We start from the raw sequence: 15,566 nt of genomic DNA on the forward strand, positions 1-15,566 counted from the left end.
GGAAAAAATATTTGACCTACTTATAAACAGAATGATGAATACTCAAAAGGTTTTATATCAAAATATTATAATAAGTAAATAAGTGAACACCTCGATATTATTTAAAGTCTAGTACAAATTCCGCTTTAGGTGTTCTCACTTTTTTCATTGGAGCAATCCAATCGTTTGGCGTATCGGCGTAGCCTACATACATTAGCGAAACACTTTTTAAACCTAATTTATCTAGTGCTAAGATTTCGTCAACCACGCTGTTATCAAATCCTTCCACTGGTGTGCTGTCTACTTTTAGTTCAGCGGCTTGCGCCAAAGACAATCCAAGAGCAATGTAAGTTTGTCTGGCAATGTGCACGAAGTTTTCTTCAGCAGGTTGTGCGAGATATATTTTCTTAAGCATATCCGTATAGCTATTAAAACGCCCTTGTGTTAAACCGCGCTCTGCTGTAGTGTAATCGTATACTTTATCAATGCGCTCAGCCGTGTAACGATCCCATCCAGCAAAAATCAAAACATGAGAACAATCTCTCATGCACTCTGGATTCAGTGCTCCTTTAACCAGTTTTTCTTTTAGTTCTTGGTTTTCAACAACAAGCACTTGAAAAGGCTGTAATCCTGAAGAAGTAGGTGCCAAACGTGCCGCTTCTACAATTTTATCAATATCTTCTTTGCTTACTTTTTTGGTAGCATCGTATGCTTTTACAGCGTGTCTCCAGTTTAAATCTTCTAGTAAAGCCATTGTATATTTCTATTTTTTAATAAGTCAATTAGTTGTTTGAAACGGTTAGCGTAACTAACATATTTCCTCTCGTCGCATTAGAATAAGGACACACTTGATGCGCTTTTTCTATTAAATCTTGCGCTACGTCTAGTGTTACTCCGGGAATAATTGCATGCAAAGCGGCTTCCAAACCAAAACCTCCTGCGTCATTTTGTCCAATGCTTACACTTGCGGTTACGGTTGTTTCACCGGTTTGGATGTTTTCTTTTTTTATTACCAAGTTCAAGGCGCTATCAAAACAAGCCGAATAACCCGCAGCGAAAAGCATTTCTGGGTTGGCATAATCATCATTGGCTCCGCCTAACGCTTTTGGATATCGTACTTCTAATGCTACAATTCCGTTTTCGCTTTTTACTTGTCCGTTTCTACCGCCTGTTGCAGTAGCTTGTGTGGTATACAATGTTTTCATCTTTATTTTTTTGCTATTTTAGTAATTATGTTTTTTAATAGTAACAAATCCTCCGCAGAAACATTCATAGCTTCCATTAACTGTTGCGGAATACAAGCTGCTTTTTCTTTTAGTGCTACCCCTTTTTCAGTCAATGAAATGTTGACGATTCTTTCATCAACAGTGCTTCTGATTCGGGTTACAAACGCCTTTGTTTCCATTCGTTTTAATAATGGCGTGAGCGTTCCACTATCTGATTTTAGTTTGTCACCAAGCTGATTAACGGTTTGCTCTTTGTATTCCCATAAAACGAGCATCACTAAATACTGCGGATAAGTCAACTCAAGCGCCTCCAACAATGGACGGTATTGATTGATGATCTCCTTTGCGAAGGCGTAAACGGGAAAACAAACTTGCTCGCTGATGTGTAGTTGGTCTTTCATGGTTTGTTTATTATGGTACAAAGATAGTTTTAATTATATTGTGTACAATTTAATTGATTACAATTAATATAAATTTAACTCGTGATGGTTTTTATTTCATGGCTATTTTTTCAACATATAAGACAGGTAAGCTTTTTTTTTCGGAAAGATTCACTGATAAAAAATAAGATTCACTAAGCTGCTATTTAAACATATAAGGCATATAAGTGCATGTAAGTTTTAAACTCAGACAAATACAGCAACGGTTGTTGTTCCAAAGGAATCGCTACTAATTGAGTTTGGTTTCTTTTAAACATTTAAGACATGTAAGTTTTTCTTTCGTAAAGTCTCAGAGAGAAAGAAATAAGATTTACGAATCTGGTTTTTAACATATAAGTCATGTAAGTAAGTATCAGTTTTAAGCTTAAACAAATGAAGCAACGTTTATCATTCCTGATGAATCGATGGCAGTGCCTCTCCTTAAAAATAGAGTCCTTATATCCAAAAGTTCTTTCGAGTTCTAAACGTTTTTAGCCTTGATAGCAGTGGAAAGCCTTTGCGAGGTGAAAACCATTTTTTTCTGGTTAAGGCAGAGCGACCGCAGGAAGCTCCTGCCCTAACCTAGAAAAAAGGTTTGAACCTGCAAAGCTTGAAACGGATAGCGAGAATAGCTTCTAAGGAAAAAATATTTCATGGTAGCTGAAATGACATACGTTATTTTGACTCTATTGCTATTGCCAATACCTAATTTTTTGATCCTTTGTGATTTTCTATTTTGCAAACAAAAAACTATCTTCGTACTTTGCAAGAAAGAAGAATTTTGACTTTAAAGGTGTGGTTCTTTTTGCAGTTTTCCAAATAATTTAAAATGTCTGTTAACAACCTCCTCCTTACTCCTATAGAATATTTAAAAGGCGTTGGTCCCAATCGGGGCGAATTGCTGCGTAAAGAATTGGGAATTTACAAGTATGTGGATTTAGTGAATTTTTTCCCCAACAGATACCTTGACCGAACGCGGTATTACAAGATTAACGAACTGCAAAACAACAGTGCCGAGGTTCAAATAATCGGTAAAATCATCAACATTAAATCGGTTGAATTTGGCAGAAATCAAAAGCGTTTGGTCGCAACTTTTGTGGATGATACGGGTCAAATGGAACTCGTTTGGTTTCAAGGTCACAAATGGATTCGAGAGAGCTTAAAGCTCAATGAAATTTGTGTGATTTTTGGGAAATGCACCTCTTTTGGAAGTACATTCAATATGGCGCATCCGGAAATTGAGTTGATGAGCGAGCATGAAAAAAGCTTGCGTTCCGCCATGCAACCGGTATATCCTTCGACAGAAACCTTGACGAATCGAGGGATTTCAAATCGAGTGATTAATAAAATGATGCAGCAATTGTTTCTTGAAACACAAGCGTTGTTTACGGAAACATTACCGGATTATTTAATCAACGAGTTGAAACTGATTCCTAAAAAAGCGGCTTTATTCAATATTCATTTTCCAAAAAGCACCGAAGTTTTGGCGAAAGCTAAATTCCGATTAATATTTGAAGAATTGTTCTTTATTCAGTTGCAATTAATCACAAAAAATCTCATTAGGAAACACAAAATAAAAGGACACCCATTTTCTATTGTCGGTAACTATTTTAATGATTTTTACCAAAATCACTTGCCTTTTCAGTTGACCAATGCTCAAAAAAGAGTAATCAAAGAAATACGAACGGACATGGGAAGCAACGCCCAAATGAACCGTTTGCTGCAGGGTGACGTAGGTTCCGGAAAAACCATTGTGGCTTTTATGAGCATGCTTTTGGCACTTGATAATGGATTTCAGGCGTGCTTGATGGCGCCCACGGAAATCTTGGCAAATCAGCATTTTATTGGCTTATCAGAATTAGCCGAGACTTTAAATATAAATATCCGAATCCTAACGGGTTCTACTAAAATAGCACAACGCCGAATTATCCATGAAGAATTGGAAAACGGTACGTTACATATCCTTATCGGAACGCATGCTTTACTAGAAGATAAAGTAAAATTCAAGAATTTAGGACTAGCCGTAATTGATGAGCAACACCGTTTTGGCGTAGAACAACGCTCTAAATTGTGGAAGAAAAATGTGATTCCGCCACACGTTTTGGTAATGACCGCCACGCCTATTCCACGAACATTAGCAATGAGTTTGTATGGCGATTTAGACATTTCAGTAATCGATGAATTGCCTCCAGGACGTAAACCAATTCAGACCGTACATCGTTTTGATAGTAACAGATTAAAAGTTTGGAAATTCCTTCGGGACGAAATTGCTTTGGGCCGCCAAATTTATATTGTGTATCCGTTAATTCAGGAATCAGAAAAAATGGATTTCAAAGATTTAATGGATGGTTACGAAAGTGTTTCTAGAGATTTTCCTTTGCCACACTATTCGATTTCTATTCTTCACGGAAAAATGAAACCAGCAGAAAAAGATGCTGAAATGAAACGTTTTTCGGAAGGAAAAACCAATATTATGGTAGCCACCACCGTAATTGAAGTCGGCGTAAATGTTCCTAACGCCAGTGTGATGATTATTGAAAGTGCGGAACGTTTTGGATTATCGCAACTGCATCAGCTTCGAGGTCGTGTGGGTCGTGGTGCAGAACAAAGTTATTGCATCCTGATGACCAGTCATAAATTGAGTTCCGACAGTAAAACCCGAATGGAAACGATGGTACAAACCAATGATGGTTTTGAAATTGCCGAAGTCGATTTGAAGCTTCGCGGTCCGGGTGATTTAATGGGAACGCAACAAAGCGGCGTGCTTAATCTTCAAATTGCCGATTTAGTTCGAGACAGAGATACTTTGGCTCTAGCCAGAAATTATGCTCTAAAATTACTTAAGGAAGATGCAGGAATGCAAAAACAAGAGCATGCCGCTTTAAGAGCTATTTTCATCGAAATGACTAAAAAGAAAAATATTTGGAATTATATTAGTTAATTTTCGTCTGGCAACTATTTTTTTAAAATATATGGTTTGGCTTGGACGAATTGATACGTTTATTTGATTTCATTTTTACAATAAGTCCTTTTGGAAAAACTATTTTTCAATTGTTGATTAAACTAATGCTATTTTATGGAGTCCTATGGTCAATGATTTTATTGTTTTGCATCAAATTACCTATAGAAATTAAATATTTGTATGTACAAACGTTAAATAAAAATCAACATGATCACAAATATCGTTTCTAAAACCTAAATTTGTTTTTTAACTATATATACTGAAACCTAATCCTACTTTATATTACACTTATGAAAATTAAATACTTAGTTTATGCCTTGTTAACTATTGGAATCATTGGCTTTATTGGTTACAGAATAACAGAAAATAAAAGTGGCGAAGGAGATGCTAAAGATTCCAAAGGAAAAGGCAAATCCATGAGCGTAAACGGAATTGTGGCAACACCGGCAACTTTTGACAATAATTTATCCCTTTCTGGTTCTATTGAAGCGAATGAACAAGTTGAAATCCGAAGCGAAGTTTCTGGAATTGTTGAAGGTATTTATTTTAAGGAAGGAAGCAACGTGAGTAAAGGACAAGTACTTTTTAAGGTAAATGATCTAGAGTTAAGAGCGCAGTTGAGACAAACTTCTACTAGAGAAGGACTAGCCTCGGAAAACGAAAGAAGAGCCAAACTGCTCTTGCAAAAAGAAGCCATCAGTCAAGAAGAGTACGATTTAGCAAGAGCGGACTTAAAATCGGCACAAGCTCAAAGCCAATTGATAAAGGCGCAAATTGCAAAAACATCCGTTAGAGCACCATTCTCTGGTAGAATTGGATTGCGTTCTATTTCACCTGGGACTTATATTACACCTGCGATATTGGTAGCAAAATTAGTAAATACTGGAAAACTAAAAATCACTTTTTCGATACCTGAAAAATATGCGAGCCAAGTAAAAACGAATACGACACTTACCTTTAAAGTGGCAGGTTCTGATGAAAAATTTAGCGCTACAGTGTACGCTATTGAACCAGAAGTAGCCATTGCAACAAGAACATTACAAGTTCGTGCTATTGCAGATAATAAAACAGGTAAATTATTACCAGGAACTTTTGCAGATGTCGAATTGCCTTTGGACATTATAAAAGATGCTATTGTAGTTCCTACTGAAGCCATTATCCCGATACAAAACGGTAAAAAAGTTTTCATTTCCTCAAATGGTCAAGCCAAAGAAGTAATGATAGAAACGGCAACGAGAACAGATGCTACCATCTTGGTTCTTTCTGGTTTAAAAGCAGGCGACACAGTAATTACCAGCGGTGTCATGTCCTTAAAAAACGAAACTCCTGTAACTGTTACAATTAAATAGATTGAGATATTGAGTTCCTGCAAAGCAATTTAAAGTCTAACATCAGCAATTAAAAATCTAAAATCTAAATGAGTTTATCCACAACAAGTATTAGAAGACCTGTATTTACCATAGTAATCAATTTAGCCATCGTTTTGTTTGGTTTAATTGGATACACCTTTCTTGGCGTTCGAGAGTTTCCATCAATTGATCCTGCGCAAGTTTCCATTCGTACCAATTATACTGGTGCAAATGCGGATATAATCGAATCCCAAATTACGGAACCGCTTGAGAAAGCGATCAATTCCATTGACGGAATCAGAAATGTGACCTCTTCCAGCGCACAAGGAAGCAGCAACATTACGATTGAATTTAATTTGGATAAAAATTTGGAGGATGCAGCCAACGATGTCCGAGACAAAGTATCACAGGCCGTTAGAAACCTTCCACAAGATATTGATTCTCCTCCAGTAGTTTCGAAAGCGGATGCCAATGGCGATGCCATTATTTCGATGACCGTTCAAAGTGATACACGAAATGCACTAGAGCTTAGTGATTATGCTGAAAATGTCATTTCACAAAGGCTTGAAACCATTCCTGGTGTGAGTGGTGTCCAAATTTGGGGCCAAAAAAGATATGCGATGCGGTTGTGGATTGATCCAGTAAAACTGGCTTCTTATGGCTGTACCGTTTCTGAAGTACGAGATGCATTAAACAAGCAAAATGTTGAATTACCGTCCGGAAAACTAACCGGTGATAATACCGAATTAACGGTAAAAACAGTAGGAAACCTTTCTACTGCTGCCGAATTTAATAATATTATAATTCGTTCTGAAGGGGAAAAAGTAGTACGTTTTAGTGATGTAGGAACCGCAATCCTAGGACCTGAAAACACAGAAACTAAAATGACACAATCTGGAGCACCGTTAGTAGGTGTTGCAATTGTACCACTTCCAGGAGCCAATTATTTAGAAATTTCGACTGCGTTTTATAAAGAATTTGAAAAATTAAAAAAGGATTTACCAAAAGACATCAAGCTAAATATTGCTATTGACAATACGATTTTTGTAAAAAAATCAGTTATTGAAGTGGCTGAGACCTTAGGGATTTCCATTATTTTGGTAATCTTGATTATCTATTTATTCTTTAGGGATTGGGCTATTGCGTTTAGACCTCTAATTGATATTCCAGTTTCATTGATTGCTACGTTCTTCATCATGTGGCTTTTTGGTTTTTCCATTAATGTATTGACATTATTAGCCATTGTTCTGGCAACAGGATTAGTGGTTGATGATGGAATTGTAGTCACCGAGAATATTTTCAAAAAAGTAGAAGAAGGCATGACGCCAATCGAGGCAGCCATCAAAGGGTCTAACGAAATATTCTTTGCGGTAATTTCAATTTCAATCACCTTAGCAGCGGTATTTCTTCCAGTAATTTTCCTCGAAGGATTTGTCGGTCGACTGTTTCGGGAATTTGGAGTCGTCATTGGTGCTGCCGTTTTGATTTCGGCATTTGTATCGTTGACTTTAACCCCAATGTTAAATGCCTATCTCATGAAAGGTGGTGAACAAAAGAAATCCAAATTCTACATTCGAACAGAACCTTATTTTCAAAAATTAAACAGCGGTTATGCCAGTTCCTTGAGCAGTTTTATGAAAAAAAAATGGTTAAGTTTCCCTATTCTTATTGCGTGTTTTGGGTTAATCTATTTGTTTTTTAACCTTTTACAAAAGGAAACAGCACCTTATGACGATCGCAGTGGTTTTGTATTGCGAATGACCACACCTGAAGGTTCTTCTTATGAATACACGGATCGCTTCATGCAGGAAGTGTCAAAATTAGTAGATGACTCTATTCCTGGAAAAAAGGTAGCGTTGGTAATCACCTCCCCTGGTTTTGGATCCTCTTCGGTAAACAGTGGTTTTATACGCGTATCATTAGTTCAACCCAATGAAAGAACCGATTCTCAAAAAGAAATTGCAGAGAAATTAACCAAGTGGACTAAGCAATATCCCGATGCAAAAACCTCTGTCATTGAGCAACCAACCATCGCAGTAAACCGACGCGGTGGGTTACCAATTCAATACATTATACAAGCACCCAACTTTAAAAAATTGGAAGAAAAAATTCCTCTTTTTATGGATGAAGTGGCGCAGAATCCAACTTTTGCGGTTAGTGATGTAAATTTAAAATTTAACAAACCTGAAGTTAATGTTACCATTGATAGAGAAAAAGCCGAAAGTCTGGGAATATCCGTGATTGACATTGCACAAACCTTGCAACTTTCCTTGAGTGGACAACGCTTTGGATACTTTATGAGAAATGGAAAACAGTATCAGGTCATTGGACAATTTGACCAAGAAGACCGTTCAAAACCACTGGATTTAACCTCGATGTTTGTAAAAAACAATATGGGACAATTAATCCAAATGGATAACGTGGTGAGCATTGAAGAAAAAAGTAATCCGCCGCAACTATACCACAACAACCGTTATATGGCCGCAACTGTTTCTGCAGGTCTTGCTCCAGGCAAAAGTATCAGCGATGGAATTGATGCAATGAACGAAATAAAAGCCAAAGTTCTTGATGATACCTTCACAACTGATTTAGGGGGAGAATCCAGGGATTTTGTCGAAAGTAGTTCGAATACTGCCTTCGCATTTGGATTGGCTTTATTGCTAATATTTTTAATTTTAGCAGCACAATTTGAGAGTTTTATTGACCCTTTCATTATTATTCTGACCGTCCCAATGGCAGTTGCAGGAGCTTTATTCTCCTTGTGGTTGTTTGACCAAACGTGGAATATTTTCAGCCAAATTGGAACTGTAATGCTTATTGGTTTGGTAACCAAAAATGGAATCCTAATTGTCGAATTTGCAAACCAACTTCGAGAACAAGGCAAACCAAAATTAGAAGCCATTTTAGAAGCTTCAGAAGCGAGATTGAGGCCGATTTTAATGACAAGTTTAGCAATTTCACTGGGTGCGTTGCCTATTGCCTTATCCTTAGGAGCTGCCTCAACTAGTAGAATTGGAATGGGAGTTGTTATTGTTGGGGGAACTATTTTCTCGCTTGTTTTAACTTTATTTGTAATACCAGCCATGTATTTAATGTGGTCGAAAGCTCGTAAACATTATCCTGAATTTGACCATATTGAAGAATATGAGAAAGAAGTTAAATAATTTGAATGGAACCCTGATGTCTGGGATTATAAATCATTTACAATAATAATCCCAGTCAAAAAATAAAAATATGACATACTCTAAAATACTATTGCAAAGCTTTATATTACTCTTTTTTTGTGTAATTGAAACCAATGCACAAGAAGTCTTAACACTAGAAAGTGCGGTAAAAATTGCCTTGGAAAACAATTATGAAATAAAAATTGCTACCAACAGTTTGACCATTCAAAAAACAAACGTGGCCATTGGAAATGCTGGAATGCTACCCACTGTTACCGCAAATGTTTTAGATAATAACAGCATTCAGAATAGTTCTCAAACACGTCAGGATGGTACTGAAAACGAGTTAGATAATGCCAAAAATAATAATTTGACCTACGGTGTTGGCTTGGATTGGACTATTTTTGATGGACTAAGAATGTTTGCCAGAATGGATCAGCTGAAAGAATTACAAAAGTTAGGCGAAGCACAATTAAAGCTGACCTTAATAACAAGAATTAGCGATGTGAATGCGGCATATTACGATTTAGTACAACAACAACAACAATTGGCGGCATTGGATACAACAATTGTTATTTCCAACCAGCGCTTGACATTGGCTCAAAATAGATTTACCATTGGAAAAGCATCTAAATTAGAAGTTCTAAATGCACAAGTAGATTTGAATACAGATCAAGTAGCCTTGCTAAGACAAAAAGAGTTGTATGCTAATAGCAAAATCTTATTAAATCAGTTAATGGCTAGAGAGGTCTCCACCGATTTTAAAGTGATTGATGTACTGGAAGTCGATTCCCTATTATTATTACCAGAACTCAAAGCTTTAGCGGAGAAACAAAATCCACAATTAGAAGCCCAAATTATTAATAAAAAAGTGGCCGAATTAGAATTAAAGCAAATTAAAGCGGCACGTTATCCTACAATTCGAGTAAATACTGCTTACAATTTTTCAGAAAGTCAATCCAGTCTGGGGTTTGTAACGCAATCCCAATCCAGAGGTTTTAATTATGGTTTTAGTGCTTCTTTGAATCTATTTGATGGTTTTGCACAAAATCGAAATGAAAAAATCGCCAAGATCCTTATTGAAAACTCTAAATTGAGCATAGATCAGCAAAATTTAGCACTAAATTCACAATTATCTACCTCTTATCAAACGTATTTGACTAATTTAGAATTGATTGGTTTAGAAGAAAAAAATGAGTCAATTGCCAAACAAAATTTAAATATTACTTTAGACAAATTTCGAATTGGAACCATTACCACGTTAGAATTCAGAACGGCACAATTGAATTATGTGAATGCCAAAGTGCGCTACAGCAACGCTCAATTTCAAGGTAAATTATCTGAAATTGCACTTCGTGAATTAGCTGGCAATTTAATTTTTTAATATACTTTTGTAAATAAAAATTTAGAATGACTTCGTATAATCCCAAAGACTGGATCAGTTTTATTTTCCAATTAAGCAAAGGGGACACCTTTCGAAAACTGATACCAATGATGGTTATTATCGGAATTTATTCTGGTGGAATTGGCTATTTAGAGATTGAATATTGGCATTTACCAGATAGTAGCCATGTCAAAAATATTTCAATAATGCACGGAATGTTAGGTTTCGTAATCTCCTTATTGTTAGCTTATCGTACCAACACTGCCTATGATAGATGGTGGGAAGGCAGAAAATTATGGGGCGGACTAGTAAATAACAGTCGGAATTTAGCAATCAAATTATCAATCATATTGCAGGATGAAAAAGACCGTAATTTTTTTCGCAAAGTGATTCCCAGTTACGCCTCCATTTTACATAAACATCTAAATGATAGTGATACGGGAAGACAATTGTTTGATGATGTCGATTTAGAAATTGATCATCACAAACACAAACCCAATCAGGTAGCCAAAATATTATTTCAAAAAATTAATGATTTATATGTTTCCAAGAAAATTACAGGAGACCAATTGATTATTTTGAATACTGAAATACAATCTTTTACAGATATTTGCGGGGCTTGTGAACGAATAAAAAACACGCCTATACCCTATTCTTACAGTGCTTTTATAAAAAAATTTATTTTTATTTATGTTCTTACTTTGCCTTTTGGATATGTCTTTAGCCTTGGTTATTATGTAATTCCAGTAGTCGTATTTATTTTTTATGTTTTAGCGAGTTTAGAGCTTATTGCTGAAGAAATCGAAGATCCTTTTGGAACTGATGCTAATGATTTACCAACTAGGAAAATGGCAGAAAACATTAAAAAACATGTTGAAGAGTTAATTTAAATTTTGTTAAACACCCCTATCATTCTAATTATTTTTATTAAATTTAAGCTTTGACTTTTTAAAGTTTAGATCTATGAATAGTAACCGCGCTTTTATACAACCTCCGCACCTCTCCAACGAGAAATCATTAAAAACATTAGTAGAAAATAGAACTGTTTATTCCTTAAACCATTGTGAACTCAATCTTTTTGAAACCTATGAATCTTCGACATTAGTTCCTTTAAAATTCAATGATTTAGTAGTAACTAGCATGTTGCGAGGTAAAAAAGTAATGCACCTTTTTGATGATCCGAGCTTTGTATATCTACCAGGAGAAACTGTAGTGATTCCTTCGAATGTGGAAATGAAAATTGATTTTCCAGAGGCTTCTAAAAACAATCCTACCCAATGTTTGGCTTTGGCGATAGACCAAAAAAAAATAACTGATACCTTACAATTTTTGAATGAGCACTATCCAAAAGAGGGAAATGATCAATTCTGGCAATTAAATTACCAGAACTATTTCTTTTATAACAATGCAGCATTAGCCACAACCATTACTAAATTGATAAAAGAATGTATGAGTACTTCAATAACCAAAGATGTTTTGGCCGACTTGACTTTGCAGGAATTATTGATTCGCATTATTCAAACTCAAACTGTCAAAGCAATTGAAGATGGACTTTTTATAGATCCAAAGAATCCTATTACTGACGTTGTAGCATTCATTCGGTTGAATTTGAAAGAAAACTTTAACATGAAACATTTGAGTGAAAAAGCATGTATGAGCACAACTTCTTTTTATCGATTTTTCAAAAAAGAATTAGGGATGAGCCCAATTGAATTTGTAATTAATGAAAAAATGAGATGTGCTAAACAATTACTCCAAAATCCTACGATTCAAATTAATGAAGTTTGTCACATGTCTGGTTTTGAGGATTGTAATTACTTTATTCGCTTATTCAAGAAACATGAAGGTATCACGCCCAAACAATACCAGTTATTATGCGTAAATTAAATTATTCAATATAAGTAACAGGTTCAAGCGATTGTTCTTCTTCTGGTGTAAAAATGCGATATTCGATTCGGAATGTTTTTTTTAACGGGGTTTCTAATGAAAATCCTCCTACTCCAAAAGCATCAATTACATCTAAAGTGAAATGTGCATGTTTCCAGTATTCAAATAAATCCTTGTCTACCCAAAACTCGGTGTTTTCGACTAAACCAATGCATACATCGCCCAGTCTTTGATAAAAACCTCCTTTTTCAAAACATTGTGGTTGCGTTCCTTCACAACAACCGCCGGCCTGATAAAACATTAAATCTCCGTGTTTTGCCTGCAAAATGTTTATTAATGCTATTGCCTTTTCGGTGGCGTCAATTCTTTTTACCATCTTTTTATTGGTATTGATAAAAACAGAAAACTTATGCGAACACAAATTTTCTGTTTTACTAATTTATATTATTGCTTGGCAATTTCAAGTACAACACGTCCTTCAATTTGTCCTTTTTTCATTTTGTCAAAAACATCATTTACATCTTCTAACTTTGCTGATGTAACGGTTGCTTTGACTTTTCCTTCCACCGCAAATTGAATCGCTTCCTGTAAGTCTTTTCGTGTTCCTACAATAGAACCCCGAATTGTAATTCTATTTAATACTGTATCAAAAATCGACAAATCAAAATTTCCAGGAGGAAGTCCGTTCAGGGCCATGGTTCCTTTTCTTCTTAAGGTTTCTAATCCTTGTTTAAAGGCGATAGGAGAAACAGCCGTAATTAAGGCTCCGTGCATTCCACCAACTTCTTTTTTAAGAAATTCTCCAGGATTTTGATTTTTAGCATTTATTACTAAATCAGCGCCTAATTTTTTTGCTAACTCTAATTTATCATCCGCAATATCAATGGCGGCAACATGCATTCCCATAGCTTTTGCATATTGGACCGCAACGTGACCTAAACCACCTATTCCCGAAATAGCTACCCATTCCCCTGGTTTAACTTCCGTTTCTTTTAATCCTTTATAAACAGTAACCCCTGCGCAAAGGATAGGTGCCATCTCCAAAAAATTCACATTCGAAGGTAAATGCCCAACGTATCTTGCATCGGCAATCACATATTCGGCAAAACTACCATCTACACTGTACCCTCCATTTTGCTGAGTGTCACACAATGTTTCCCAACCAGTAATACATTGATCACAGCCACCACAAGCACTATACAACCATGGCACTCCAACAGCATCCCCTTCTTTGACATTCTTTACATCTGGACCTACTGCTACAACATATCCTACTCCCTCATGTCCTGGGATCAATGGCATTTTTGGTTTAACTGGCCAATCCCCTTCAATGGCGTGTAAGTCGGTGTGGCAAACACCACTTGCTATTACTTTTACTAAAATTTCATTTCGACCAGGACGTTTAACTTCTACTTCTTCAATCTTTAAAAGTGACCCAAATTCTCTAATCACTGCAGCTTTCATTGTTTTTGGTAACATAATATATAGATTTATAAAAAAAGGAAAGCTCTTTCACTTTCCTTTTTTTAATTAATAAGTCATTCTAAAAGAAACCTAATTTCTTTTTATCGTAAGAAATCAGCATGTTTTTTGTTTGTTGGTAATGTGCTAGCATCATTTTATGATTCTCACGGCCAATTCCAGACTGTTTATATCCTCCAAACGGGGCTCCCGCTGGATAAGAATGGTATTGGTTTATCCAAACACGACCCGCTTGAATCGCTCTTGGAACCTGATAAATTTCGTGTGCATCGCGCGTCCAGAGTCCAGCTCCCAAACCGTACATTGAATCATTTGCAATTGCAATTGCTTCTTCAGTGGTTTTAAAAGTAGTAACGGCTAAAACAGGTCCGAATATTTCTTCTTGAAAAATACGCATTTTGTTGTGTCCTTTGAAAAGGGTCGGTTTGATATAATATCCTCCTGCTAATTCCCCTTCCATGTGATTTTCTTCCCCTCCTGTTAATAATTCAGCTCCTTCTTCCTTTCCTAGTTTAATATAGGAAAGTATTTTTTCTTTTTGAACCAAAGAGGTTTGCGCACCCATCATCGTCGTTCTATCCAACGGATTTCCCATCTTAATAGCAGCAGTTCTTTCGATAACTTTAGCAATAAATTTATCATAAATTGCTTCGTGTACTAATAATCTGGAAGGACAAGTACATATTTCACCTTGGTTTAGAGCAAACATGACAGCACCTTCAACTGCTTTGTCAAAGAAATCATCATCAGCATCACCAACAGATTCCATGAAAATATTAGGTGATTTTCCGCCTAATTCTAGTGTAACTGGAATAATATTTTCAGTAGCATATTGCATAACTAAACGACCTGTAGGAGTCGAACCAGTAAATGCTGCTTTTGACACTTTTTTATTAGTTACCAAAGCTCTACCCAACTCGGCCCCAAAACCATTCACAATATTTATAACTCCCGGAGGAAGAATATCCCCAATCAATTCCATCAATACTAAAATAGAAATTGGAGTACTTTCTGCGGGTTTTAGTACCACCGTATTTCCTGCCGCCAAAGCTGGAGCCAGTTTCCAAACTGCCATTAAAATTGGAAAATTCCAAGGAATAATTTGAGCAATTACTCCTAAAGGCTCACTCAAAGCTATAGAAACAGTTTGCGAATCCAATTCGGCAATTGAACTGTCCTCGGCTCTGATTACACCAGCAAAATAACGAAAATGGTCAATGGCTAAAGGAATATCTGCAGCTAAAGTTTCCCGTATCGCTTTTCCATTATCTATGGTTTCAACTGTTGCAATGTATTCCAAATTATCTTCGATAACTTGAGCAATTTTATTCAATAAGTTACTGCGTTCCGTAGCAGAGGTTTTTCCCCAAGTTTGAAAAGCATCATAAGCTTTGTCTACAGCAAATGCTACATCTTCCTTGCTAGAGTGAGCAGCTTGCGTAAAAACTTTTCCATCTATAGGAGAAACGACGTCAAAATAGTCGCCATTTATTGGTGCTACAAATTTACCGCCGATATAATTATCATATTTTGCCTTAAATTCAGGTCTTTGCACTACATTATCCATTTGGTTTTATTTTTAGATTTACTCAAAGTTAGCTTCTTATTTATCATTAGAATAGCATTAATCATCCAACTAATAGCATTAAATTTTACTATCTGTTTTTTTAACCTAATTTTATTATTTATTTCACATTTATTTATATTTAATAAT

At 35.9% G+C, this 15,566-nt stretch carries 12 protein-coding genes; 6 read left to right on the plus strand and 6 right to left on the minus strand.

What is annotated here, in order from left to right; genetic code table 11:
• Positions 1-97: 97 nt before the first annotated feature.
• The 3 genes from IWX83_RS13980 to IWX83_RS13990 are packed head-to-tail and all read right to left on the minus strand — an operon-like array spanning position 98 to position 1,606.
• Entirely contained in the window at positions 98-733 is a 636-nt protein-coding gene (locus IWX83_RS13980; protein ID WP_196830518.1) for an NAD(P)H-dependent oxidoreductase, read from the minus strand.
• Between the two features lie 28 nt (positions 734-761).
• The gene (locus IWX83_RS13985; RefSeq protein WP_073353194.1) at positions 762-1,184 is read right to left on the minus strand and encodes an organic hydroperoxide resistance protein; all 423 of its coding nucleotides are present in this window, start codon (positions 1,182-1,184) and stop codon (positions 762-764) included.
• 2 nt (positions 1,185-1,186) lie between these two features.
• Positions 1,187-1,606 carry a MarR family winged helix-turn-helix transcriptional regulator gene (locus IWX83_RS13990; protein WP_196830520.1) on the minus strand — a complete coding sequence of 140 codons (420 nt, stop codon included), beginning with the start codon at positions 1,604-1,606 and terminating at the stop codon, positions 1,187-1,189.
• 847 nt (positions 1,607-2,453) lie between these two features.
• Between IWX83_RS13990 and recG the strand changes: the two genes are divergently transcribed.
• The 6 genes from recG (at position 2,454) to IWX83_RS14020 (ending at position 12,370) form a co-directional block, all read left to right on the plus strand.
• The gene (gene recG, locus IWX83_RS13995) at positions 2,454-4,565 is read left to right on the plus strand and encodes an ATP-dependent DNA helicase RecG (RefSeq protein ID WP_196830522.1); all 2,112 of its coding nucleotides are present in this window, start codon (positions 2,454-2,456) and stop codon (positions 4,563-4,565) included.
• 311 nt (positions 4,566-4,876) lie between these two features.
• The gene (locus IWX83_RS14000; protein WP_196830524.1) at positions 4,877-5,935 is read left to right on the plus strand and encodes an efflux RND transporter periplasmic adaptor subunit; all 1,059 of its coding nucleotides are present in this window, start codon (positions 4,877-4,879) and stop codon (positions 5,933-5,935) included.
• Positions 5,936-6,003: 68 nt separating this feature from the next.
• The gene (locus IWX83_RS14005; protein ID WP_196830526.1) at positions 6,004-9,099 is read left to right on the plus strand and encodes an efflux RND transporter permease subunit; all 3,096 of its coding nucleotides are present in this window, start codon (positions 6,004-6,006) and stop codon (positions 9,097-9,099) included.
• A gap of 70 nt (positions 9,100-9,169) precedes the next feature.
• Entirely contained in the window at positions 9,170-10,483 is a 1,314-nt protein-coding gene (locus tag IWX83_RS14010) for a TolC family protein (protein ID WP_196830528.1), read from the plus strand.
• 26 nt (positions 10,484-10,509) lie between these two features.
• The gene (locus IWX83_RS14015; protein ID WP_073353205.1) at positions 10,510-11,373 is read left to right on the plus strand and encodes a bestrophin family protein; all 864 of its coding nucleotides are present in this window, start codon (positions 10,510-10,512) and stop codon (positions 11,371-11,373) included.
• Between the two features lie 73 nt (positions 11,374-11,446).
• The gene (locus IWX83_RS14020; RefSeq protein WP_196830530.1) at positions 11,447-12,370 is read left to right on the plus strand and encodes an AraC family transcriptional regulator N-terminal domain-containing protein; all 924 of its coding nucleotides are present in this window, start codon (positions 11,447-11,449) and stop codon (positions 12,368-12,370) included.
• Position 12,371: 1 nt separating this feature from the next.
• Here the strand turns inward: IWX83_RS14020 and IWX83_RS14025 are convergent, their stop codons facing one another.
• From IWX83_RS14025 to IWX83_RS14035, 3 genes are all read right to left on the minus strand, one after another.
• Positions 12,372-12,746: a DUF779 domain-containing protein gene (locus IWX83_RS14025; RefSeq protein WP_073353208.1), complete on the minus strand. Its 375-nt coding sequence runs from the start codon at positions 12,744-12,746 to the stop codon at positions 12,372-12,374.
• Between the two features lie 68 nt (positions 12,747-12,814).
• Positions 12,815-13,849 carry an alcohol dehydrogenase AdhP gene (gene adhP, locus IWX83_RS14030; RefSeq protein ID WP_073353209.1) on the minus strand — a complete coding sequence of 345 codons (1,035 nt, stop codon included), beginning with the start codon at positions 13,847-13,849 and terminating at the stop codon, positions 12,815-12,817.
• 64 nt (positions 13,850-13,913) lie between these two features.
• The gene (locus IWX83_RS14035; protein ID WP_073353211.1) at positions 13,914-15,419 is read right to left on the minus strand and encodes an aldehyde dehydrogenase family protein; all 1,506 of its coding nucleotides are present in this window, start codon (positions 15,417-15,419) and stop codon (positions 13,914-13,916) included.
• Positions 15,420-15,566 lie beyond the last annotated feature (147 nt).

It is taken from the genome of Flavobacterium sp. CG_9.1, from assembly GCF_015751645.1.
GTDB classification, from domain to species: domain Bacteria; phylum Bacteroidota; class Bacteroidia; order Flavobacteriales; family Flavobacteriaceae; genus Flavobacterium; species Flavobacterium xanthum.

What these genes read in the sequence shown, in the direction of transcription:
- recG (WP_196830522.1), top strand. Translation starts at nt 2,454, where the DNA reads ATGTCTGTTAACAACCTCCTCCTTACTCCTATAGAATATTTAAAAGGC.
- adhP (WP_073353209.1), bottom strand. Translation starts at nt 13,849, where the DNA reads ATGTTACCAAAAACAATGAAAGCTGCAGTGATTAGAGAATTTGGGTCA.
- IWX83_RS13980 (WP_196830518.1), bottom strand. Translation starts at nt 733, where the DNA reads ATGGCTTTACTAGAAGATTTAAACTGGAGACACGCTGTAAAAGCATAC.
- IWX83_RS14025 (WP_073353208.1), bottom strand. Translation starts at nt 12,746, where the DNA reads ATGGTAAAAAGAATTGACGCCACCGAAAAGGCAATAGCATTAATAAAC.
- IWX83_RS14000 (WP_196830524.1), top strand. Translation starts at nt 4,877, where the DNA reads ATGAAAATTAAATACTTAGTTTATGCCTTGTTAACTATTGGAATCATT.
- IWX83_RS14035 (WP_073353211.1), bottom strand. Translation starts at nt 15,419, where the DNA reads ATGGATAATGTAGTGCAAAGACCTGAATTTAAGGCAAAATATGATAAT.
- IWX83_RS14015 (WP_073353205.1), top strand. Translation starts at nt 10,510, where the DNA reads ATGACTTCGTATAATCCCAAAGACTGGATCAGTTTTATTTTCCAATTA.
- IWX83_RS14005 (WP_196830526.1), top strand. Translation starts at nt 6,004, where the DNA reads ATGAGTTTATCCACAACAAGTATTAGAAGACCTGTATTTACCATAGTA.
- IWX83_RS14010 (WP_196830528.1), top strand. Translation starts at nt 9,170, where the DNA reads ATGACATACTCTAAAATACTATTGCAAAGCTTTATATTACTCTTTTTT.
- IWX83_RS13985 (WP_073353194.1), bottom strand. Translation starts at nt 1,184, where the DNA reads ATGAAAACATTGTATACCACACAAGCTACTGCAACAGGCGGTAGAAAC.
- IWX83_RS14020 (WP_196830530.1), top strand. Translation starts at nt 11,447, where the DNA reads ATGAATAGTAACCGCGCTTTTATACAACCTCCGCACCTCTCCAACGAG.
- IWX83_RS13990 (WP_196830520.1), bottom strand. Translation starts at nt 1,606, where the DNA reads ATGAAAGACCAACTACACATCAGCGAGCAAGTTTGTTTTCCCGTTTAC.